The organism is Verrucomicrobiia bacterium (assembly GCA_035946615.1).
In the GTDB taxonomy this organism is placed as follows: Bacteria; Verrucomicrobiota; Verrucomicrobiia; order Limisphaerales; family UBA8199; genus DASYZB01.
Genome location: DASYZB010000081.1, coordinates 1 through 22,081, shown reverse-complemented (window position 1 = coordinate 22,081; position 22,081 = coordinate 1). Strand labels below are relative to the sequence as shown.

Sequence of the window (22,081 nt, the reverse complement as noted above, 5' to 3'; positions counted from 1 at the left end):
AAAGATAACAGGAGCCGTCCTATTTCCCAAACAAAACCCTGTGCAAACAAAAAACCCCGCCATTGCCGTGTGTAACAGTTCCTTTGAACTTATTAGAAACAGGTGGGACCCGCCGGGATGCTTTCGACTTCCAATCAAGGCCTGTCGGCCACAACCACGACTCTGATCCCTTGAGTTATTTACTACGGTTCAAGGACATAGTTTCTAATCACGCGCATAGGCAGGGTAAATTCTAAATTCAACCTTGCTGCTTCCAAAGAACCTGCGCCCGGTTTTCATTGCATTCCGTGCGCCTCGATGCCCTTACTCTTAACACCCAGCGGCAACTTCTCAAGAAATATTTTTTTCTATCGTGTAAATTTTTTATTGCGATCCGCTTTGGCCCGGGGAGGAGCGTCGCGGGGCAGCTTCTGAAGGGACCGCGGGCCGCTGCGCTGCGGAGGGTTGTTCGAGCCAAAACCGGATGCGCGAGACAAGGTGATCGGTGCTGGCGGGTTTTGCCATATGTTCATTGGCCCCGGATTCCAGGCCGGCATAGCGGGAGAACTCGCCCGCCAGGCCGGTGAGCAGGATGATCGGGGTGGCTGCGGTGGCGGGGTCCTTGCGCAGGATTTCGCAAACAGCGAAACCGTCCAATTCGGGCAGCACCAGGTCCAGCACAATCAAATCCGGCGGAGTGCCGAGCGCTTTCTTTAGAGCCTCCGTCCCATTGGAAGCAGTGATGGCGGTAAAGCCCGCGTCTTTAAGTCCCAGGCGCAGCAGCTCCAGCAACTCGGTATTATCTTCTACAATCAATATTTTTTTCGGCATAATTCTTACCGTGCGTTGACCAGAACCTGACCGCGCACAGCCGGCGCCAGACGGTCTTTGCAAAAGATTGAGCACGAACGGTGCCGCCCATTGGCTGCTGAGCCGGGTCACCGGGGCATAAAGCGATGCCTGCTGAATGACGGTTTTCCTGGGAATTCAGGCTCATTACGATACTTTCCTGACAGGCAATGGCCAAACTCTTGACACTTGAGAAATATTCGCTGGGGGTTGGCGACCGGTTTGGCCGCCAAGCCGCGGCCCAGTTGCGCGCCTGCATTGAGGCTGGCCGCAACGGTCTGCTCGTCGTACCCGTCTGGAACAAATCCAATCGCGAACACGTTCTGATTGGCTCCGAGCCTGTGGACACGCGCTGGGCGGCGGACACGGCTGTCAAGCGGCTCAGGTGGGACAAACCCTATCATGTGGACGCCGATCATATCGGCAGCAAGACAGTGGGCCGTTTTTTGCCCTATGCGGATTATTATACCATTGATGTGGCGGATTTCATCGGAAGCCCGATTGAATTGGAGCGCCTTGATGTTTTTTTGGACAGGCACCCTGAATGGGCCGGCCGTCTCGAGATACCGGGGGTAGCTCACCCATTCGATTTCGAGCGGTCCCGCCTGGTGGCCATTGCGCAGAAGTATCTTCCGGCCACTCAGGAGGCGGGCAGAATTTACCGCCAGATTGCCGCAGCAAAGGGCCAGGCCGCGTTTGTTACAGAAGTTTCCATGGACGAGACGCTCGATGCGCAAGGTCCTGGGGAACTGCTGCTGATTCTGGCCGCGTTGGCTGATGAGGGTGTGACAGCCCAGACCATTGCGCCGAAATTCACCGGGCGTTTCAACAAAGGGGTGGATTACGTGGGCAACCTGGCTCAATTCGAGCGTGAGTTTAGTGATGATGTAGCGGTCGTCCGCTTTGCCGCAACGCGGTATCCGTTGCCAAAAAGCCTGAAGCTCAGCGTCCACTCCGGCAGCGATAAATTTTCCTTGTACCCGGTGATGCATTCGGTTTTGAAACGGTTCGATGCCGGACTGCATCTAAAGACCGCCGGCACCACGTGGCTGGAGGAATTGATTGGCTTGGCACAGGCGGGGGGCGGCGGCTTGAGTTTGGCGAAAGAAATCTATGGCGAGGCCCTCGGACGCCTGGATGAGTTGTGCGCCCCGTACGCATCGGTGATTGATATTGATCGCGCCGGCTTGCCAACAGCCTCGACGGTGATGGGCTGGGCTGCTGAACAATTCGCCTCGGCGTTGCGCCATGACAAAACCGCGAGCACTTTTAACCCGCACCTCCGCCAGTTGCTGCACGTGTCCTACAAGATTGCCGCCGAAAAAGGAAACCGTTACCTCGATGCGCTCCAAGCCAATGAAGATGTTATTGCTAAAAATGTCATGACGAACCTTTTCGATCGCCATCTGGAGCCGCTTTTTCTTTGATCGATTCAAATGGGATTCTTCTACTTGACTCATGAGCCACTTCATTGCCATTGAGATTGGCGGCACAAAACTCCAGCTTTTCGCAGGGGACGATTCAGGCCGGATCATCAGCCGTCGCAAACTCGCGGTCCAGGTCGAAGGCGGCGGGGAAGGCATTCGGCGCCAAATCGAGGCGGAGCTGCCGCGGTTGATGCGGGCCCATGACAGCAAGGCGGTAGCAGTCGGGTTCGGGGGGCCAGTGGATTGGCGGGCAGGCCGGGTTGCGCGTTCGCATCAGATCGAGGGGTGGTCCGGGTTTGATTTAGCCTCCTGGCTCCATGGTTTATCCGGTCTGCCGGTAGTGGTGGAGAATGATGCCAACTCGGCGGCTCTGGGGGAGGCCTTGCGCGGCGCCGGATTGGGATTCGATCCTGTGTTTTATGTGACTCTCGGCTCAGGGGTCGGGGGTGGATTAGTCTTGGGTGGCGCCATTTACCATGGCGCGCCGCCCGGGGAGGCTGAGATTGGTCACGTGCGGCTGGATAGGCAGGGGACAATCCTCGAATCGCGCTGCTCGGGCTGGGCTGTGGATGCCAAAATCCGGGCACTAAAAACCGCGGAACCGGACAGCGCTTTGAGCCGGAGACTGGGTGAAGATACGGGCGCCGAAGCTGCTTATTTGCCGGCCGCACTAGCGCAGGGTGACGCGGCGGCGGAGCGAATTCTGCGCGAGACGGCGGAAGACCTGGCGTTTGGGCTTTCGCATGTGGTCCACCTATGCCATCCGGAAGTGATCATCATGGGCGGGGGTTTGTCAGGGGTCGGTGAGCCGTTGCGGGCTGCGGTGGCGCAAGCCTTGCCACCTTTTCTCATGGAGGTGTTTCGTCCAGGACCCCGCATTACCCTGGCGGCCCTTGGAGAAGATGCCGTGCCAGTTGGGGCCTTGGAATTGGCCCGGCGGCTCGTCTGCGTGTCCCGGTCAGGCGTGAAAAGAAGATAAGCGTATGCCCAGTTGTCCCCGTTTTTGACCGTATAGTAGGTATAGTAGCGTAAAGGTGGTATCCCGAGCAAAGAGGTTTAGCGGGCGGCCATCGCCAGGGAAAGGGGCGGTTTGGCGGAAAGGCCCGGGGAGGGGACTGGGCCAGACTGGCTTTTCTTCCAGACAACGTTGATAGCCGTCAGCAGGTCGCAAAGCGGAAATGGTTTCCAGAGCATGAAGCTGTGGACGCGCCGAATGAAGGCGTCAGAACGAGGGTCGGCCTGGTGACCGGTCATGAAGATGAAGCGGCGGCACAGATGCGGTTTGACGCGCTCGACCTCCTTGTAAAACTGATCTCCTGGCATATTGGGCATGACCATGTCCGAGAGTGTAATGTGAAACTCGGTTGCGATGACCTGGCGCAAGCCCTCCGAACCATCCGGGACGCTGGTGACCCGAAATCCCTCCGACTGGAGGAAAAGCTCCAAGGTCTCACGAAGGCTCTTGTCATCTTCAACGAGCAAAACCAGTTCTGGCCGTTCCACCTGGGAAGGCCGCAGGGGTGGGGAATCGACGACGGGCAGAGCCACCAGCGCCTGTTCTTCGGGGGTTTGATGAAGAGCCTGGCGCAAGGCAGCCAGGAGTAGCTCGTAATCCAGCGGCTTGAGGAAGAAGCCAACGGCTCCTGCCTCACGGCACCGCTGCTCATAATTCCCCTCATCGCTGCCGCTAATCACGACGATGGGTAATTCCCGGCTCTCCTCCATCCGCCTGAACCACGTCATCAGACCAAAGCCGTCCCAAGAGTCGGTTGGAAAATTAACATCCAGAATAAGCAGGTCCGGTTTCTCCTGGCGCATCAGGCTGATCCCGGTGGAGGAATCCGCAGCCGTAACGACCCGGTAACCCCTGCTCCGCAGTTTCATGGATAAGGCCTGCAGCACAACCAGGCTATCGTCGATAACAAGAATTGTCTTAGGTTTCATGAATCTATCCCCGTCTTTTTCGGCATAAAGCTAAGAACTGCTGCAAGCGCACTGCCACCTTTCGCGCATTTGCAAGATGCCTTTTGAGCAGGATTAAGGCCAGAAAAGGACTTGATGCAAGAAACTGCACCGCAGGAAGGAACGGAATAAACAACAGGGTAATGTTTCCAGCCTCGCAGATCCGGGAATTGGGTAATGGCCCCAAATGAAACCGCTTGAGGTCAGGTTTCGAAATGCGGAGGTTAAAGATGTCGGCGATCAGTTCCCGCACCCGGAGACTTCAACCCCGCAAAAGAGGAAGTTTGCGAACCGAACAAACCTCAGCTCTCTGCCGACCTGGGGATAGAGGCTGGAGACTTGGCCCAGAGTTAGTCTCAGACACAAAATTAAAAGACCCGTCCCGACCGCCTTCATAGCGAGCAACAACGCCACCGGACCTCCGAGCCCGGACATCGTCCTCGCCAAGCTGCGAAAGAGCGGATTGCTCTCCACGTCCCAGGCGCCTGCTGAATGAAAAGCGTATGCCGTCGAGAGCGCATCCAAAGTTGCTGAGACGACCAGGGCTATCGAGAACCAGTTGCCGGCTGCGCGTTTTTTTAGGAAGGATGCCATCATTCAAATGTGCTGTGTTCCCCGCGTTGAAAACTCGACACGAGGGGCGGCCCAAAAGCGCCAGAGGACTGGCGCAGTCCACGACGCTTCGCGCAGACCGATGCGAGAGGAGCTAGCGCAGCATTTTAATGCGCAGGTCCGTGGACTGGGCCGTCATCGGAGGACCAGCTTATAAAATCCTTTGCAAAAACTTCAGGCCTTTAACGGCGATCTCTTCCTGGGTCGGCTCGATCTGACGCCAAATGGCTGCCGCGCGGGCGATGACCTTCACGTTGGTCGTGAAGGACTCAATCACGACATCGCCTTGGTAATCGATTTCCTTTAGGGCAGCGGCTATTCCCGGCCAATCAATACAGTCGTTACCGGGCGTGCCGCGGTCGCAACCACAGGCATGCAGGTGGGCCAGGTGCTTGCCCGCTTTGCGGATAGCGGCGGCCTGGTTTTTCTCCTCGATGTTCATGTGAAAGGTATCGAGCTGAATCTTCAGCGCCGGGCTGCCGACATCTTTGACCATCTGCAGCGCCTGGTCGCAAGTGTTGATAAAGTCCGTCTCGAAGCGATTGAGCGGTTCGAGGCACACCTGTTTGCCGTGTTTCTGCGCGTAAGCGCAGAGGTCCTTGATATTCTTGACGGCTGTTTTCCATTGGCGCTTGTACTCGGCGCGGGGCACCGCATCGGCGCGGCCAACGGCCGAGTAGATCGGCCCAATCAGGGACGGGGAGTCCAGCACCACCATCTGGTCGATGACTTTTTTGAGATAATTGAGCCCGGTTTTCTGCTGCCGCGGTGTGCCGCGCAAATCCCGGTCGGGCCCCAGGCAGGCGCAAACCGAGCCGCACACCAGCCCGGCCTTGTCCAATTCCCTCTTCACCACCGCAGGATTGATGTGGGAGGGGTCCTCGATAGGAATCTCGACGGATTCAAAGCCCCATCGTTTGATTTTTGGAAAGAGATTTGTGCTCTTGTTGGTAAACGGCGATGTCAGGAGGAATGTATTGATTCCGAATCTCATAGATGGAAACAGAGGCTAAAGGGTTCATACCAACTGTCAAAGCGTTTCGTTGCCAACCAAGTGCATCCTCTCCCCGGCCCCTTCCCCAAAGTCCCCAAAGGAGGAGAGGGAGAATCTCTCGGCAACGGCAGCTTACAGTTCCAGCGCATGTTGCAGACTCCATTATAAAGGGATTACCCTGTCTCTCGGCTAAACCTTTCCAATCCATTTGCGGTCTTCCCAAACGGCCTTGAGCGAGGTCAGGTTGCGGCGGTCCAACAGGTGCCGGGCGGCGCCGGCTAAATTTCCTTTGCGCAATTGCTTCCAGGCATCGCTGGCGCTAATGGCCACGAACTGCAGCACGCTGGGGTCACGGTAGCAATCGATCATGCAACGCGTGCAACCGTCTCGGATGAGTTTCGATTCGTCGAACTCGTAAATGCTGCACATCGGCTTTTCCCAAAAATGGCACCTGTATAAGTTCAGTTTCCAATCGAGGTAAAAGTACTTGTGCCCGCCCAAACAACCGAAACGCTCCGGTTGGCGCCGCAGGTGCCGTTGCATTTCGCTCAGCGACTCCGTCGGATTGACCACCGGGAAGCCGCTGCGCTTTTTCATTTGTTTGATTTTCTCGAAGACCTGGATCAGTTCCTCGGTTTTGTAGCTGACCAGGCTGGAGTCGCTGAAACTCAGGTAGCTGGATGCCAGGTTGGTCAGCGGGTAACTGAACGTGCAGCTCTTGAAACCCAGTTCGCCAAGAAACGCCGGCAGCTTATCGTAGTCCTCGATCAACTTGCTCGCCGTCACGCTGGCGGTCGTCTGAATCCCCAGTTCGGCAAACACCGCGTTGGCCCGCTGAATCTTGCGGCAGACATCCGGCAGCCCGCGGTTCTTCTCGTGCCGGGCCACATCATGGGCGTCAATGGACATGATCACGCTGCTCAAACCGTCCGAGGCCAGCTCGCGCATATTGGCCTCCGTCCAGAGCGATCCGTTTGTGCAGATCATCGGGTGAATCCCGCGCTCAGCCGCGTAGCGCGTCATCGCCCGCAGGTCTTTGTGCACCAGCGGCTCGCCCCCAACAAACAACAGGTAACCGATGTGATTCTTCACGCAAATATCGATCACATCCCGTGCCTCCTGCAACGTCACGCTCCGCCGTTGCTTCGGATCGAAGCGGTCCACGGCAAATCCGCAGAAATCGCATTTGGCATTACAAATATTGGTGATGGCAAACTGGAGGTAACCGGGACCGCCATGATTGAGCACATCCCGCATCAACTTGATCAGACCCGTTTTGGGCCGGGCAACAGGCGGTGGCGTTTGCGAAAGCGCCTCCGGGGCGGGGGCGGCATCGGTTCGGCTGCGGCTCAACGTAGCGGTGTCGGTGCTCATGTCGGATAAACTCGCGCATCTTGGCGGGAAATCCAGCGCGGGAGCAATGCTTTCTTGAGCCTTCCGGCTTCTCCGGTTGGTTCCGACTGTTCCGGCATCTTGGTCGTTCAGATTAATCATTTGACAAAAATTCCCGAGAATGATAAGCCACCTTATATGTCAAGGCACATAAACAGACGCCGCTTCGTCCAATCCACGCTCCTTTCAGCCGCAGCCCTTCCGCTGGCGCTCAAAGCTCAATCTACGGACTCCTCACCCCCGGCGGGCACGTCCGGCTTGACTCTCTCGGTGGAAGCCCTGCCCTCAGGCACCCTGGGAGGCCAGCAATTCAGCCGTCTGATGATGGGAGGCAACCTGATCGGCGGCTGGTCCCATTCGCGCGACCTTGGTTATGTCTCGACCCTGATGCGCCGTTACAATACCCCCGCCAAAATCCGCGAGACACTCGAGCGCGGCGAAAGCCAGGGTATTACGGCGATTAACACATGGGTCATGGACGACAACTCCCAGATTTTTGAACATTGGAAAGCTGGAGGCAAGCTCAAGTGGTTCGCGCAGACCCGGCTCGATGCCGGCGGCGGTTTTTCTCAAATTCAGCGGGCGATTGACGAAGGAGCCGTTGGCGTTCATCTGACAGGTGATGCCTGTGAATCACTTCTGGACCAGGGAAAGATGGAAAAGATTGCACAGAGCATCGAGTTTATCAAAGCCCGAAAGCGGATTGCGGGGGTGGCCGCGCATGACTTGAGAGTGGTTGTCGAGTGTGAGAAGGCCAAGCTGGACGTGGATTTTTACCAGAAAACCCTCCATACCCACGAGTACTACACCGCGCCCCGTCCGGGAGAGACAGGCGCCCTGGGAACTCATGACAACTCCTGGTGTGCCGATCCGCAGGCGGTTATCGAGGTGATGGCCAAGGTCCGCAAGCCCTGGATCGCCTTCAAGGTGCTGGCTGCAGGCGCCATCCCGCCACGGGCGGCTTTTCCTCATGCGTTTAATAACGGCGCCGATTTCGTTCTGGTGGGCATGTTCGATTGGCAGATCGAGGAAGACGCCAATCTGGCGCGGCGGGTCGTCAATGTCGTAAGCGGCGCATCCTCGAAGCGAACGCGGCCATGGTTTAGCTGAGCCCTTGGCGCCTCCCCGTTCGGAAGTGGCGGAAGGGGAGAGGGAGAAGCATCGGCAGATTAAAGATGTAGTTCATTGTCGATGACCTGATTGCCGCGGTGTAGCCGGAGTTCACCTGGCGTCCTTCTTTCGCTGCCACTGGGGCCTGGCTACCGGGCTCCTTGCGGCCATTCATGGGCTCACTTCTCTGCGTACCGCCAGACCCAATCGCCGTTGTCCAGGTCCACGCTGCCGCTCTTGGTCAACGACACGGTCCCGCTGTCGTCCTTTGCGTTCCAACCGATCGAATAGAGAACGAAATGCCTGTCGTCTATGGCATGGTAATGGAGCGCTTCCCCGCCAACAGGGTCTCGGGGGACCTTGCCGATAAATTGCGGCGCCAACGCATCGAGGGCATCGGGATACCTCCCCTGCGCCAGCCGGTAGCGTTCGAGGGCGCAGCCGGTGCGGGCCAAATTGACGGCGGCTTGGCCAAACGCGAATTTCCGCGCGCAATTCGGCAGTGACGGAAGCAACAGCTTGCACACCATCGTGTATGGGCCGAAGGGCATCGCATCCAACGAGGCATCCGCCTCTTTGACCAGTCCAGGAGCAATGGTCTGCTGAGCCACATTGCCAATCGGCAGGCATTGTTCGAATATGAATTTCGAGCCGCGAAGTTCGTTTTGATAGAACCAGCCGGAAGGCATCAAATGAGCAGGGATGTCTTCGACGCTCATTGCGCCGTTGTCAACATCCTCTCCCAGATTGCGCAACTCGTCCCGGTGCCGCCGCAGGAATTCCGTGGCAGAGACCTGGCAAGTATTTTCAGCGCGAATGGCCCGTTCATAATCGGCAACAAAGTCCAGAGCAGCGAGTTGCTGGTCCAATTGGGAAAGCTGGGCATCACTCCAGCAATGCGTCTCGAGGCCCTGCCAGATGCTCTGCTCGGTGATGAGCACCATGGCGATGCGCACTAGTTGCGAAATGAGGAATGGCTCCGAGCGAATTTTCCCCGTGCAACTCAATGCCAGTCCAACATCGTCCAGCGCCTTTTGGCTCTGTCCGGCTTGGATTTCGGCCAACGCGCGCAAGCGTAAAACGACAGCGGACCCCTTAAGCGGGGCCAGGTGGGGCAGCAGAATGGTGAACACCTCCTCGGCATCGTAATTAAGCGGGAAGCGTGACTGGGGCAGCGCCGCATCCCGGCGCAGCTCCTCGATTGTCGAATCATATTTACTCAAGGCCAGCAGCACGTCGGCCGCCGGTGTCTGCGGTTGCGCCGGGACCGGAAATAAGTTAGTGGACAGCGCCAGTTTTCGGTAATAACGCTGCCACACTTCCAAGTCACTGCCGATACCCTTCTGCCAGTTCCCGATACCGTTGGTGGGACCGTTGCCATTGGCTTCCAGAGGCATATCGAGCCGGTTGACAACATTCGTATTTTGCGGTGACACCTTGTGGCCGTTGCGGTCCAGAATCCGGCTGTAAGTGCCGGCCACCAGGGGCGTCATTGCAAAGTTCTGGTCTTCGGGGACCTTTGGGGGAATGAATGCGGAGAAATCGAACTTCTCACCCTTGGTTTCCCATTTGGTTTTGAAATGGTCCCAGGCCAGCTTCCCGCGCACGTCCTCCTCGGCATAAAACAGGGCGATCAATCCGGCCAGGCAACACAGGCTGATGAGAAATCGTTTGAAATTGCGCCAACTGGAAAGGCACTGGATCGCAAGCCCGATTACCAGCGCTGACGCCAGGGCGATTCCGATGGCGAGCAGCCAGAGCAAGGCGTCGTCAGATTTCCCAGTAACCGCGCCAAGAATGAGCCGGATGAGAACCGCTAGGGTGGCGATCAACAACCCCCAGCCTGCGAACCACAGCCACCCCGTTAGCGGGCGTTTCCAACCGAGCGCCTTTGTTGCATTGGTGTCCTGCATCATGAAGTTAGACAAGACAGCGGCAGATGCCTCACGTCGCCACGGTATTTGGCGGTTACAAGCCCGATCCCCAACATTCTCGATGCACAATGATCGAGCATTTTGAATTCTTCACTGAAAGAAACCATCCAACAAAGTTTTCGACGAGGTTTCCGACAAAGGGAGGCGAAAGGCGCTGGATAAATGTCCAAGCTTCAGAGCGGGCACGGGTTATTCCACCTCGACGGTTACGACGCCAAGAATCCTGGTCTCGCGGCGTTGGAGGAGGCGGGCGAGAGGACCGAGGGTTTGCCAATAAACAAAGGCCATCAAGGCGGCCAGGGCCAGCGAGAAGAGAAGGTTGACCGGCACGGCGCTGGGCCAGCCGGCCTGTTGCCACAAGAGGCCCGCCAGCGGGGGAATGAAGACGGGGGCCATGGCGAGCGGGAAGAGCAAATGGCAGAATACCATGACCAGCATCGCCAGGCCGGGCATCTTGGTCGGTTTCATCGAGCCTTGTTGGATGCGATAGGGCACAAGAATGGAAAGCAGGTTGCCCACGAGTCCCGCCAGCAGGAGGAGGGCGGCGAGTTGCGCCAGGGCAGCCAGCAGAATAATGGGCGCGAGGCGCAGCCACGCCGTGATGAACGTCAGCAGGATGATGCCAAAACCGGCGCCCGCCGGGAGGCAGGCGAGGTTTTTGCCCAGAAGAATGAGGCGCCTGTGCGCGGGCGAAAGGATGAGCGAGCGGAAACCGTCACGGTCGAACCCGAACTGGTTGGTGAAGAATTGGACGAGCATGAAGACCGAGAAAACCATGGCGCCGGTGGCAATGAAGGGTTTGGCGGCTTCAGGCATTTTGGGGGCGCCTCTGACCAGGAAGGAGCCGCCGACCATGAGGGTCACGAGAAAGGAACTTGCCCAGGCCATTTTAACTTCAGGGGCGCGGAGCATCGAACGAAAGGTCGCCAGGGCAAGGGTGGCGGCTTGTTCGGGGACGGCGGGCAGAGGGAGTTCGAGGAAGCGCCTGCGGGCGCCGGCGGGGTTGGCGGGTGGAGGTTTGGCCGGGTCGCGCTTAGGACGTGTGCGGGCTTTTTGGCCGGTGTTGCCCAGGTAAAAGCGAATGGTGGCGCGATAGGCGCGTCGCAGGCCGAGCGCACCGAGGGCAAGGCAGCCCAGGGCGCCCAACAGGGCAGGCAGCGGGCGGCCTTCGGCCAGGGCCCCGGCCCCAAGAGGCACCCAGAGCGGCGGTATAAACTTCTGGGCAGCGAGGAGTTGGTCGAGCGCGGCGTCCTTTTGCTGAGGCGCGTTTTGATGTTGCTGGGAGTTGGCTGTGGCCGGGTGGCGGCCCGCGCGCCGGATGATGTTGAAATAGACGTTGGGTCCCTGGGAGAGCAGAACGAAGACGAGCGTAATGCCAACCAGGACGGAGCGGCGGCGGCGGGGGTTGGACATCAAGGAGGCCAGCCAGCCGCGCAGGCAATAGGTCCAGGCGCTGATCATGAAGACCATGCTCAGGGCCAGCGGGACCAACAACAGCATCGCGCCCCCACGCGAGATGGCCAGGCCAAGGGCCAAACCCATCATGCCGGGCACGAGGATAATAACGCTCAGGGTGAGGTGGGAGGCCAGATAGTTGATGAGGAACATCTGGCTCAGGGACACCGGCAGGTGCATGAGGCGCTGGAGGTCGATGGTCTCCGAGCGTTGTATTTCGGCGAGCAGCCCCAGCGTCCATAAAAACAGGAACGCGACAGTGACACCAAACCAAACGAACAGGATGACCAGGGGTTTGGCGGCGCCCAGGGCGAATATGCCTGCGAACAAAGCCCCTGTGAAAGTCCCCCCGCCCAGGACGAGCATGGCGGCTATGGCCAGCACGGCAATGGCCGCGCCCAGGCCGCCGTGGCGTGTCCACTGGTTGCGCGTGAGGCGCCAGCGCAGCCAGAGGATGGTCTTGAAATGGTCGAAATTCATTTCAACCCTCGAGCCAGCTCAGCTTCTGCGCCTCGTGTTCGCCATTGCCGACCACCGCGAGGAACTTGTCTTCGAGCGAGCCGGCGCCGCGCAGCTCGTCCATAGTCCCTTGATGAACAAGTTCCCCATGGGCAATGATGCCGACGTCGGTGCAGAGTTTTTCCACAATCTCCAGCACGTGCGAAGTGAGAAAAACCGTGGCGCCGCGCCCGACGGATTGCTTGAGGGTGTCGCGCAAGACGCGGGAGGCGACGGCATCGACGCCCTCGAAAGGTTCATCGAGGAACAAGAGGTCGGGATTGGGGAGCAGAGCGGCGGCCAGGGCGAGTTTCTTCTTCATGCCATGGGAGAATTCGAGCGTGAGCTTTTTCTCGTCGGCTTCGAGGTCCATCATGGCGAGCAATTCGTCGCACCGCTCGCGGACGGTGGCTTGTGGCAGGAGATACATGCGCCCGATGAAGGTGAGGTATTCGCGCGCAGTGAGGTTATCGAAAAGGGCGAGGTTCTCCGGCACGACGCCGATGCGGCGCTTGACCTCGATGGCGCGGTGGGGGTCTGCAACGTCCTCGCCCAGAATGCGGATAGCGCCGGAGGTAGGGGCCAGCAGGCCGGTGAACATCTTGATGGTGGTGGATTTGCCGGCGCCGTTGGGGCCAAGGAAACCATAAAAGCGGCCCGATTCGACGCGGAGATTGAGGTTATTGACGGCACGGAACTGGCCGAAGTCGCGTGTCAGGTTGGTGGTCTGGATGGCAGTGCTCATGGTAACTTGACCGCTGGGGAGGTTGGAGGGAGTGGGGACAAAAAGCAACCAGGGGATTTTAGAATTTTGATTTTAGATTTTCGATTGAGGACAGATCATGCAGGGAGCAAGTGGTTTGCTCAACCCTGGGACTGAATGCTCACTTAATGCCGAGCGGTTGTTTACTGAGAAAAGGAGAGCGCTGAAGGCCGAGAGCTCTTGAGCCGAGAGTTTCCGACAAAGGCAGATGAGATCATTATGAAAACACGTCCAAACTCCACTCCCTCTCCTCCCCCGGGGAGGAGAGGGCCGGGGAGAGGAGGCTCCACTCGCTGCGCACGACAATGAAAGTCTTAAGCGTCACCAGCGAACAGGCGCCTCTCCCCGACCGCAAAGAGGAAACCGTTGAAAATTCGGTTCAGCATTGATACAAGAGACGTTCGCCGGGGCGCTTCGCGAGTTGCTCGCGGATGGTTTTCCCGGATAGAGTCCTTAAATGTCAAAACATGGTGTAAACCAGCCCAGTTTGGCTGCGATCGCAGAAAAATTCGTGTTAATTCGTGAAATTAGTGTCTCGTTCCGCCGCCTCGCTATGCGGATTTTTATGAGAACCGCCACATTGCAGAAGGGCCGTCAATGAGAGCGGCCAAAGAAGCGTTCGAACGAAGGCCGGTCATCGCTGGGGCGCGCAAGACCAAGATCGTTGCCACGCTCGGGCCGGCGACGGAGTCCCCGGAGATGATCGGACGGCTCATCGAGGCGGGCGTGAATGTCTTCCGTCTCAATATGTCTCACGCGACGCACGACTGGCTGCGCCGGGTGGTGAGCGACATCCGGGCGGCGGCGGCAGCACGGCGGAGTTTTACGGGCATCATGATGGACACCCAAGGCCCCGCCATTCGCACCGGCAACCTGGGCGTGCCGCTGGATTTGCGCCCAGGCCAGAAACTGGTCCTGACCGTGCGCGGGGAACGCAGCGAGGAGGAGCGGTCGGTGGATGTCAATTATGCGAACTTCGTCAACGACATCAGCATAGGGGATGTTGTGCTGGTGGATAATGGGAACATCGAGATGAAGGTGCTGGCCAAGCACGGCAACCGCGTCGAGTGCGAGGTGCTCACCGAGGGGAAGCTGCGAAGCCGGCGGCATATTAACCTGCCCGGGGTCAAGGTGAGCCTCCCGGCGCTCACGGCTAAAGACATCCAGGACGTGCAGGCCGGCCTCGCAGCAGGGGTGGATTTGATAGCCTTGTCCTTTGTGCGCGAAGCCCGGGACATATTACAGCTTAAAGAGCTGTTCGAGGGCGCCAAGAATGTGCCCCTGGTGATCGGCAAGATAGAAGACCAGCAGGCCCTGGCCAACCTCGAAGACATCGTGAGAGAAGCCGATGGCATCATGGTGGCGCGCGGCGACCTGGGAATCGAGATTCCGTACGAAGAGCTGCCAATCGTCCAGCGGCGCATCGTCAAGCTGTGCCTGCGTCATGGCAAACCGGTGATTGTGGCGACCCACATGCTCGAGAGCATGATCGAATCTCCCATGCCCACCCGCGCGGAGGTCACAGACGTGGCCAACGCCGTCTATGAACAGGCCGACGCAATTATGCTGAGCGGCGAAACGACGGTAGGCAAGCACCCGCTGCGTTGTATCGAGGTGTTCGACCGGATCGCCACACGAATCGAGCGCAGCGGCGGAGCGAACTTTTCTGAATCGTGCGAGCTGACCAGCCCGCGCCAAAAGCTGGTCAAAAGCGCGGTGGTGATGGCCAACGAATTAAAGGCGGAGGCGATCCTGGTCATTACGCGCAGCGGCAATACGGCGCGGCACACGGCGTGGCTGCGCCCGCGCTATTCGAAGATATATGCCTTGTGCCCGGGCGAGGAAGTGGCGCGGGGCCTGAGCCTGAGTTGGGGGGTGAGGCCGTTCGTGGCGCCGTTCGATCTGATCAACCCGGAGAACACCATCGAGGCGGCGCTCAAAAGCCTGCTCGCCCAAGAGCGGTTGCACCCGGGGGCCACAGTCGTTGTGATTGGCCTCATCCTGGTGAGCGACCAGATCGTCGATGCGGTGCAGATGCGGGTGGTGTGAACCGAGCGCATCTTGACACTGCCACCGGAACGCCGGCTCAGCCGGCAGCAGTGTGTAATTCACCGCCCCTGCCGGCTAAAGCCGACGTTCCGCGGCGGCTACAACAAGTTCCGGTGGCAGTGTCAAGATGTGCTCGTGTGAACCTGGGGCGGCAATTCTATTTTTAAAACAGGCTCTTAGGCTTCTTATTCCCACGGGTCGTTTTGCTTGGCAGTCTTTGCCAGTTGCCCCGGGTTGCTGGGCGGGGCCGCTTCCTGTTTTTGGGCTCGAAGCGCCTTGACCTCATCGGCGGTGACTTCTTTGCCCGAGTTCCCGAATGAATTATAGACAAACGTCAGCGCGTTGGCGATGTCCTCATCCCCTAACGGGAAGGAAGGCATGCTGTTGTTGAAGCTCTTGCCATTGACCACGATTTGCCCCTGGCGCCCATGAAGCAGGATGCCAATCGCGCGTTTCTTGTCCGCGTTGAGAAAATCCGACTCGGCCAGCGGGGGGAACTTGTCCGGCAGCCCAAGGCCGGTAGGCTGGTGGCACACCGCGCAAACGACGTTGAACAGCCGCTTTCCGGCCTCGATCTTCTCGGCTTTGGATGTGAGCAAACCCCCAGTTTCAGGAACCCCATACACCGCCCCCTCCTCGACCCAATTCTTGATTGTCTGCCGTTCTTGCTTCGTCATCTCTTCGGATTCCGGACTGTTGCCAGCCGGCATCGATTGCTTGTAATAATGCCCCTTCCAACTGTCCCAGACCCTGCGCTTTAACTCCCAACGGTCGGCAAAGGCCGTCTTGTAATCACCCCAATTGGGCAGCTTCGTCGTCTCTTGATTATGGCACCGGAGACATTTGCCCATGACGATGGGCTTTACATCGCGCAGATAGGTGATGCTGGCGGCATGGCCATTGGTGGCCTCAAGGGTTGCCGGCGGGTTGGCTTGCCCGTAGGCGCTCCAACCCATCGCCGCCACACTCAGGATACATACAGTGAACAGGTTCTTTTTCATAGAGAGAAGGGGCCGGCAGGCGGAACAACCAAGGCTGGACGAGGCGCGCTGTGCTGATGCAGCGCGCGGACTGTGCCTAAATTGTCGGCCTGTTGACATAAAGTGGTTATCACTTTCAATTGCAATGCAACCTTAACTGCCTGGCCGGCTGGTGCTTCGCGTTTTTTGGCGAAGACCAACCCTATTTTGCCACAAGAACAACAAGAAGTGATAATGACAAGCCCAATGTTCATTCCTATAACTTAGACTCATCATTAAGCATTCGGATGGGAACATACGCTCTAAGGTCCAAGCCACCGAAAAGCGCCTGCGTTATCTTCCTGAACTCCCTTTTAACAGCGCGCCGTGCTGCACATGCCAGCGTTGGGCCTGCCGGCCCAATTCCTGGGGCCAGTTCTCTTCGGTGGCGGTCATGAACACCTGGCCGCGGGCCTGCTCCGAGCGGGCGAGCAAGGGCACCAGGCCGGTGCGGCGTTTGAGGTCTAGCTCCCCCATGATATCGTCGATGAGCAAGACCGGGGGCGCGCCGTGCAGTTGGGTGAGGTATTCGGCCTGGGCCATCTTGAGGGCAATGGCCAGAGTGCGTTTCTGGCCTTCACTGGCGTATTGGGCTGCGGCGCGGTCGGCCAAAGAGAGGTGCAACTCATCCCGGTGCGGTCCCAGGAGGGTCATGCGCCAGGCCAGTTCCCGGGGGCGCGTGTTGGCCAATTCGACGGCAAAATCTCCCTTCACACTGGGGGCATACTCGATGCGCAACTCCTCGCTTGAAGCGGCAATGCGCCTGTAGGCCGCAATGACTAACGGGGTGAACCCCGGCGCCAACTGGTGGCGCAGCCGGATGATTTCCGAGCCTGCGCCAACCAATTCGCGGGAGAAGCCCTCGAGGGCTGCCGGCTCGGGCGCGGGTTTTTTGAGAAGCGCATTGCGCGCGCGCAGCGCTTTGGTGTAGCGCTGAAGCAGGGGCAAATAGCTTGGATGCGTTTGGGACAGCAGCAGGTCCATGAAACGCCGCCGCGCGCGTCCGGGGCCTTTGACCAGCAACAAATCTTCTGTGCAGAACACCACTGTCCGCAGCACCCCGAGATACTCGGTGAGCCGGCGCACGGGCCGGTTATTGAGCGAGAGGCTCCGCTCGCGGGCCGACCAGTACATCCTGGTCTCCTGCGGGGCCTGGCCGACGATTTGGCTGCCGACGAAATAGCCCTTTTGGCCATGACGCACCATCTGGGCGCCGCCCACGCCGCGGAACGAGCGCAAAGTCGCAATGAGATAAATCGCTTCCAGAATGTTGGTTTTACCTTGGGCGTTATCTCCAAGCAAAAGGTGAAACCCAGGCGCGAACTCCACATCCAGCCGCGCGTAATTGCGGAAATCGCGTAATCTAAGTCGCGCCAGGTGCACTCCGCTTCATTTGCCACAACCCGCCTCAAAAGACACGAAAATTGCCGCAGGCTCAGAGTGCCAATGATAAGGCCGGTTCCAAACCTTTGTAGGAGACGACGTGGGGAGTCTCTGATCAAGACCGTCTGCCGGCCGCCTTTGCTTCACCCGGAAGTTGCTGGTCAGAGACTCCTTACGTCGTCTCCTACAGCAGTCCAGAAAGGAGCTGCTCACTTGTTCACAGGGCGCGGTCAACAGACTGTGAGTGATCGGTCAATACTGGCCAGCAACTCGTGCTTGTCCCCTCGGGCCTGATTCATTCAAGCTAGAGTGACGCTTTTATTACTATGAATCCTTTGCTGGCGAGCGAACAAATCCAGGAATTCCTGGACACTTTCCCCTCGAAAAGCCGCAGACGCGGCAAACACTATTTTATTGACGGCGCCGTTATTGAATTGGCGTGTATTGAACAGGACCGGAAGTATGCCGCCGTAGTTCGGGGCAACGACGATTACGATGTGACGTTTAGGTATGATCCGACCGCGGGCTGGTCTGCACTGTGCACCTGCCCCATGGAGCGTGACTGCAAACACGCCGTTGCGGCCATGCTGGCCCTCAAGAGCAACGGGGCACAACTTTCGACCATTGCTTCCTCGCTTGGCTCTAAATCCAATTCCAAATCGAAACCCAAAGCCCCGGTCGTCTTGCGCCAGGAACCGAAAGTCCCGCAACCCCCGGCGTCTGCTTTAACCGTTGCCTTGGCGCAAGAACTCGGGCGCAAGTTGGACCGGGCCGAAGTGGCCTATGTGGATTTCATCCGACACTGCTATGAGAATGCGCGCAACGGCGCCTGCATAACCGGGCAGGACCTCAGCCGGCTTTCTCCGCAAGTGCAAGACTACGCTTGGACACCGCTGACATTGTGGCCCAAGGCGCCTCGGGACGATCACCAGTTTTGGCTCTATTGCGCCTGGGAACTTCGCCGCCGCAAGGCCGCTATTCCCCAGTTCATGGTTCCGGTGACGGATTTGGCCGCCATCGAACCGGCTATGAACGAGTGGCAACGGCGTAAACTCATCGAGTCCTGGCGCGCCGACCTGGCGCAAACTGCAAGCGAGAGCCAACCGGAAGGCGAACCCGTTGATTTTCGGCTGATGGTGCTGCCCGACGAAGTGCGAGTACAATGGAAAATGGGGTTCGAGGAAAAGTTCAAGGACCTCAAACAAACGCACGTGCGCCGTTTCCACAATGAACAGGAGAATGGCGCGTTAAACGTCACGCCCCAGGCCGACCCCATTTGGAACGCGCTGTACAAGCCTTATGACTATTACACCGCCTGTCATTTCGAGTACGACAGCGCGGAAACGGGCAAGTTGCTGAGGCGCGTCTTGGCATTTCCTGACTTGGCCGAACGTATTGTTTCATCCGATGGCCTGCCGCTCGCGCGCCCAGCCGAGCCGCTTGAGTACCAGCTTCAGCCGGCCAAGGATGAATCCGATGATTATGAGTTATCCCTGCGTTTGGCCGACGGCTCGCCGGCCCCACCCGTCTTGCTCGCGCTGAGCGGCCAGCCTTCTCTCTATTTGACGGCGCGCGCCCTGTTTCAGGGACCTCCCCCACACCAGTTTGGCATGCTCGAGCCGGTCCGCATCCCAGCCCCTGCTATGGAATGCGCGCAAGGGGTGGCTTTCATCCAGAGCCTGCAGTTGGATTTGCCCCAGCGGATACTGGAGCGGACGCGCCGGGTCCAGGCCGTGGTGAAGCTCTGTTGTGAAGTAAAACCAACTTACCAAGGCAGCCAGAACGAGGCCGTGTTTATTCGCGTTCTTTCCGAGGTCGAAGGAAAGCATACCGAGCACTGCGGCAGCGAGGGCTGGCACGTCCCGCCCAATGCCAGCATGCCGCGCGCAAAAAAACAACCGGCAGGCAGCGAGGAGGTTATTCCGCTCATCGACCGCTCGGCTCAAAAGCGATTCCCCGCCCTGCTCGAGGCCTTGAATGCCAAGTGGGAGAATTACCACGGAAGCTGGCGAATCCGGCTGACCAAAAGTTTTCCGGAAACATTCCTTCCCTGGCTCTCCTCCCTGCCACCCGAAGTCGAGGTCCAGCTTGATCGCGAACTGGCCACCCTCAGGGACAACCCGGTCTCAGGCACTCTGCGGCTCGACGTCGAGGAAGCCGGTGTCGATTGGTTCGACCTCAAAGTCGCCCTCAACGTTTCGGACATGACCCTCACCCCTGAGGAATTGAAGCTTCTGCTCAATGCCCGCGGCGGCTTTGTGCGCCTGGGCAAAAAGGGGTGGCGCCGCCTCCAGTTCGACCTCACGCCGGAGGAAGATGAGCGCCTGGCCAGGCTCGGCTTGAATGCGCGCGATTTTACCGCCGAACCGCAACGGCTCCATGCCTTGCAACTGGCCGATGAGGCGGCGCGCAAGTTCTTGCCGGAGCAAAAGGCAGAGGAAATTCACCGCCGCGCCGCCGAGTTGAAAACGCGTGTTACACCGCCCGTCCCTGCCGCCATCCACGCCGAACTGCGCCCCTACCAGGTCGAAGGTTTCCATTTTCTGTCGTATCTGACAGCCAACCGTTTTGGGGGCGTGCTGGCCGATGATATGGGTTTGGGCAAGACCCTCCAAACCCTCGCGTGGCTTTCCTGGCTGCGCTCCGGCGGCCATCAATCCGCAGCGGCCCACAACGGCAACGGCGGCAATGGCAATGGAACCAATGGGAACGGCAGCAATACCAAGGAGAGCAACGGCAACGGCAGCAACGATGAGGCCAAAATTAATGGCTCCTGCCCATTGCCCAGCCTGGTCGTTTGCCCAAAATCCGTTATGGACAATTGGCGCGCCGAGGCCCAAAGATTTTGCCCGGGCTTGCGCGTCCGGCTTTGGCAGGGTGAAGAGGCGGCGGCCTTGGAATCCGCCCGCGCCGAGGCTGACTTGATTGTTCTCAATTACGCTCAAATGCGCAGCCTAAGCCCCGAGATAGCCCAGGCACGCTGGCAAGCGGCCATTCTGGATGAAGCGCAATACATTAAGAACCCCGATTCGCAGACCGCCCAAATCGCGCGCACGCTTCGAGCCGAACATCGGCTGGCCCTGACCGGCACCCCCATCGAAAACCGCTTGCTCGATCTCTGGAGCATCTTCGCCTTCTCGATGCCCGGAGTTCTGGGCAACCGCGCCCAGTTTACCCGCCGCTATAACCACCAGGAGGACCCGCTCGCCCGCCGCCGCCTTGCCTCACGCGTCCGCCCATTCCTGCTGCGCCGTGCCAAAAGCCAGGTCGCCCAGGACCTGCCCGATCGCATCGAAGAAGACCTCATCTGCGAAATGGAAGGCGAGCAGAAGACGCTGTACCGCGCGGAATTCAAGCGCGCGCAGCAGATGCTGCTGAGCATCGCCACGCAAAAGGAACTTAACGAGCAGCGCTTTCATTTCCTCACCTCGCTGCTGCGATTGCGCCAGATTTGCTGCCACCCGGCGCTGGTCAGCGAGGAATTGGCCAAAGCCGAGAGCGCGAAGGTCAGCGCATTGTTGGACCTGCTCGAACCATTAATGGAGGAAGGCCATAAAGTGCTGGTCTTCTCGCAGTTCGTTTCCATGCTCGGCATCTTGCGCCAGACCGTAATTGAGCGGAAATGGGCGCATTTCTATTTGGCAGGTGAAACGGAAAACCGAGGCCAACTCGTGCAAGAGTTCCAGATAGCCAAAGGGGCCGCGGTCTTTTTAATTTCACTCAAGGCCGGCGGTTTCGGCTTGAACCTCACGGCGGCCAGTTACGTCGTCTTGTTCGATCCGTGGTGGAACCCGGCGGTGGAGATGCAGGCCATCGACCGCACTCATCGCATTGGCCAGACCAGCAAAGTGATGGCCTACCGGCTGCTCATCAAAGACAGCATCGAACAGAAAATCCGCCAACTCCAACGCGCCAAGGCCGCCCTGGTCCAGGATGTCCTCGGGGAAGAGAAGTTTGCCCAAAGCCTCACGCTCGATGACCTGCGGTTCCTGTTCAGCGATGAGCCGGCGGCTCCTGAATCGTCAAGACGTCCACAAAATACCCTCGCGCGCCTGAGCCCCTCTTTCGCGCCCCAGCCAACTCTCTAAACCGAGCCAGCCTGAATCGTAGTGCCTCAGTCTTGGCGGGGCGGAACGCCGCCTTTAGGCGCCTTTAGGCGGCAGCGCCTGCCGTCACTAAACCGATTACGCACATTGAGCGTTGAACATTGAGTATTTGCTATTATTTATTGGGGCCTCTGACAGTTTTTACGGAGGGGCTCAGAATCTTACAGAGCTGCGTGCAATGAAAAATGGAAAATGCTCGATGCACAATGCTCAATGAGTCCGGTCACCGCATGGGGCTGCCGGCTAAAGCCGGCTGAAGCCAGCGTTCCGGTGTGTTGGGGCGGGACGCATGAAGTTAAGTTAAGCGCTCATGAGGATGACCCTGATCCGCACGTAATTTTCTGAAAAGACGAAAAAACTGCTTCTAGGCGCATTTTTTCTGTTGACATGATATAGATAGTATGTCTATATCACACGCATGTCTGCGCGCATACCCACTCAACATAAGTCCCCCTTCGAAATCGACCCCCGACCGCTCGACGAAATGGCCAGCCCTCACGCTGGCCTGCTGGCCACCTCGCGGGCGTACCGTTCGCTCAAAATCCCCGA

General features: G+C 58.5%; 14 protein-coding genes and 1 other RNA gene. 5 read left to right on the top strand and 10 right to left on the bottom strand.

Annotation, left to right across the window (positions count from 1 at the left end; genetic code table 11):
- Window positions 1–49: 49 nt before the first annotated feature.
- Window positions 50–230, bottom strand: a non-coding RNA gene (gene ssrS / locus VG146_11800) — 6S RNA.
- 133 nt (window positions 231–363) lie between these two features.
- Entirely contained in the window at window positions 364–810 is a 447-nt protein-coding gene (locus tag VG146_11795; protein ID HEV2393032.1) for a response regulator, read from the bottom strand.
- 188 nt (window positions 811–998) lie between these two features.
- Between VG146_11795 and VG146_11790 the strand changes: the two genes are divergently transcribed.
- Entirely contained in the window at window positions 999–2,255 is a 1,257-nt protein-coding gene (locus VG146_11790) for a tagaturonate epimerase family protein (GenBank protein ID HEV2393031.1), read from the top strand.
- Between the two features lie 31 nt (window positions 2,256–2,286).
- Window positions 2,287–3,234, top strand: a complete 948-nt coding sequence (locus VG146_11785; protein HEV2393030.1) for an ROK family protein — start codon at window positions 2,287–2,289, stop codon at window positions 3,232–3,234.
- A 77-nt stretch (window positions 3,235–3,311) separates the two neighbouring features.
- Here VG146_11785 and VG146_11780 read toward each other — a convergent pair whose 3' ends face one another.
- The 3 genes from VG146_11780 to VG146_11770 form a co-directional block, all read right to left on the bottom strand.
- A complete protein-coding gene (locus VG146_11780) occupies window positions 3,312–4,199 on the bottom strand; it encodes a response regulator (GenBank protein ID HEV2393029.1) in 888 nt (295 codons plus the stop codon).
- 781 nt (window positions 4,200–4,980) lie between these two features.
- Window positions 4,981–5,823: a sugar phosphate isomerase/epimerase gene (locus VG146_11775; GenBank protein HEV2393028.1), complete on the bottom strand. Its 843-nt coding sequence runs from the start codon at window positions 5,821–5,823 to the stop codon at window positions 4,981–4,983.
- A 189-nt stretch (window positions 5,824–6,012) separates the two neighbouring features.
- The gene (locus tag VG146_11770; protein ID HEV2393027.1) at window positions 6,013–7,197 is read right to left on the bottom strand and encodes a radical SAM protein; all 1,185 of its coding nucleotides are present in this window, start codon (window positions 7,195–7,197) and stop codon (window positions 6,013–6,015) included.
- A gap of 156 nt (window positions 7,198–7,353) precedes the next feature.
- Here VG146_11770 and VG146_11765 point away from each other — a divergent pair, with 156 nt between their 5' ends.
- Entirely contained in the window at window positions 7,354–8,325 is a 972-nt protein-coding gene (locus VG146_11765; GenBank protein HEV2393026.1) for a hypothetical protein, read from the top strand.
- A 179-nt stretch (window positions 8,326–8,504) separates the two neighbouring features.
- On the opposite strand, the gene VG146_11760 is transcribed toward VG146_11765, so the two are convergent.
- The 3 genes from VG146_11760 to VG146_11750 all read right to left on the bottom strand — a co-directional run bounded on the left by VG146_11760 (window position 8,505) and on the right by VG146_11750 (window position 12,957).
- Complete coding sequence (locus VG146_11760) at window positions 8,505–10,253, bottom strand: hypothetical protein (protein ID HEV2393025.1); 1,749 nt, start codon at window positions 10,251–10,253, stop codon at window positions 8,505–8,507.
- A gap of 195 nt (window positions 10,254–10,448) precedes the next feature.
- Window positions 10,449–12,194 carry a hypothetical protein gene (locus VG146_11755; protein HEV2393024.1) on the bottom strand — a complete coding sequence of 582 codons (1,746 nt, stop codon included), beginning with the start codon at window positions 12,192–12,194 and terminating at the stop codon, window positions 10,449–10,451.
- 1 nt (window position 12,195) lies between these two features.
- Window positions 12,196–12,957 carry an ABC transporter ATP-binding protein gene (locus tag VG146_11750; GenBank protein ID HEV2393023.1) on the bottom strand — a complete coding sequence of 254 codons (762 nt, stop codon included), beginning with the start codon at window positions 12,955–12,957 and terminating at the stop codon, window positions 12,196–12,198.
- Window positions 12,958–13,572: 615 nt separating this feature from the next.
- Here VG146_11750 and pyk point away from each other — a divergent pair.
- Window positions 13,573–15,024, top strand: a complete 1,452-nt coding sequence (pyk, locus tag VG146_11745) for a pyruvate kinase (GenBank protein ID HEV2393022.1) — start codon at window positions 13,573–13,575, stop codon at window positions 15,022–15,024.
- 185 nt (window positions 15,025–15,209) lie between these two features.
- On the opposite strand, the gene VG146_11740 is transcribed toward pyk, so the two are convergent.
- Both VG146_11740 and VG146_11735 read right to left on the bottom strand, forming a co-directional pair.
- Window positions 15,210–16,025 carry a c-type cytochrome gene (locus VG146_11740; protein HEV2393021.1) on the bottom strand — a complete coding sequence of 272 codons (816 nt, stop codon included), beginning with the start codon at window positions 16,023–16,025 and terminating at the stop codon, window positions 15,210–15,212.
- Window positions 16,026–16,337: 312 nt separating this feature from the next.
- On the bottom strand, window positions 16,338–17,426 hold the full coding sequence (locus tag VG146_11735; protein ID HEV2393020.1) for a DNA replication/repair protein RecF: 1,089 nt from the start codon (window positions 17,424–17,426) through the stop codon (window positions 16,338–16,340).
- A gap of 326 nt (window positions 17,427–17,752) precedes the next feature.
- On the opposite strand from VG146_11735, the gene VG146_11730 reads away from it, so the two are divergent.
- On the top strand, window positions 17,753–21,514 hold the full coding sequence (locus VG146_11730; protein HEV2393019.1) for a DEAD/DEAH box helicase: 3,762 nt from the start codon (window positions 17,753–17,755) through the stop codon (window positions 21,512–21,514).
- Window positions 21,515–22,081: the final 567 nt, after the last annotated feature.

What these genes read in the sequence shown, in the direction of transcription:
- VG146_11795 (HEV2393032.1), bottom strand. Translation starts at nt 810, where the DNA reads ATGCCGAAAAAAATATTGATTGTAGAAGATAATACCGAGTTGCTGGAG.
- VG146_11790 (HEV2393031.1), top strand. Translation starts at nt 999, where the DNA reads ATGGCCAAACTCTTGACACTTGAGAAATATTCGCTGGGGGTTGGCGAC.
- VG146_11785 (HEV2393030.1), top strand. Translation starts at nt 2,287, where the DNA reads ATGAGCCACTTCATTGCCATTGAGATTGGCGGCACAAAACTCCAGCTT.
- VG146_11780 (HEV2393029.1), bottom strand. Translation starts at nt 4,199, where the DNA reads ATGAAACCTAAGACAATTCTTGTTATCGACGATAGCCTGGTTGTGCTG.
- VG146_11775 (HEV2393028.1), bottom strand. Translation starts at nt 5,823, where the DNA reads ATGAGATTCGGAATCAATACATTCCTCCTGACATCGCCGTTTACCAAC.
- VG146_11770 (HEV2393027.1), bottom strand. Translation starts at nt 7,197, where the DNA reads ATGAGCACCGACACCGCTACGTTGAGCCGCAGCCGAACCGATGCCGCC.
- VG146_11765 (HEV2393026.1), top strand. Translation starts at nt 7,354, where the DNA reads ATGTCAAGGCACATAAACAGACGCCGCTTCGTCCAATCCACGCTCCTT.
- VG146_11755 (HEV2393024.1), bottom strand. Translation starts at nt 12,194, where the DNA reads ATGAATTTCGACCATTTCAAGACCATCCTCTGGCTGCGCTGGCGCCTC.
- VG146_11750 (HEV2393023.1), bottom strand. Translation starts at nt 12,957, where the DNA reads ATGAGCACTGCCATCCAGACCACCAACCTGACACGCGACTTCGGCCAG.
- pyk (HEV2393022.1), top strand. Translation starts at nt 13,573, where the DNA reads ATGAGAGCGGCCAAAGAAGCGTTCGAACGAAGGCCGGTCATCGCTGGG.
- VG146_11740 (HEV2393021.1), bottom strand. Translation starts at nt 16,025, where the DNA reads ATGAAAAAGAACCTGTTCACTGTATGTATCCTGAGTGTGGCGGCGATG.
- VG146_11730 (HEV2393019.1), top strand. Translation starts at nt 17,753, where the DNA reads ATGAATCCTTTGCTGGCGAGCGAACAAATCCAGGAATTCCTGGACACT.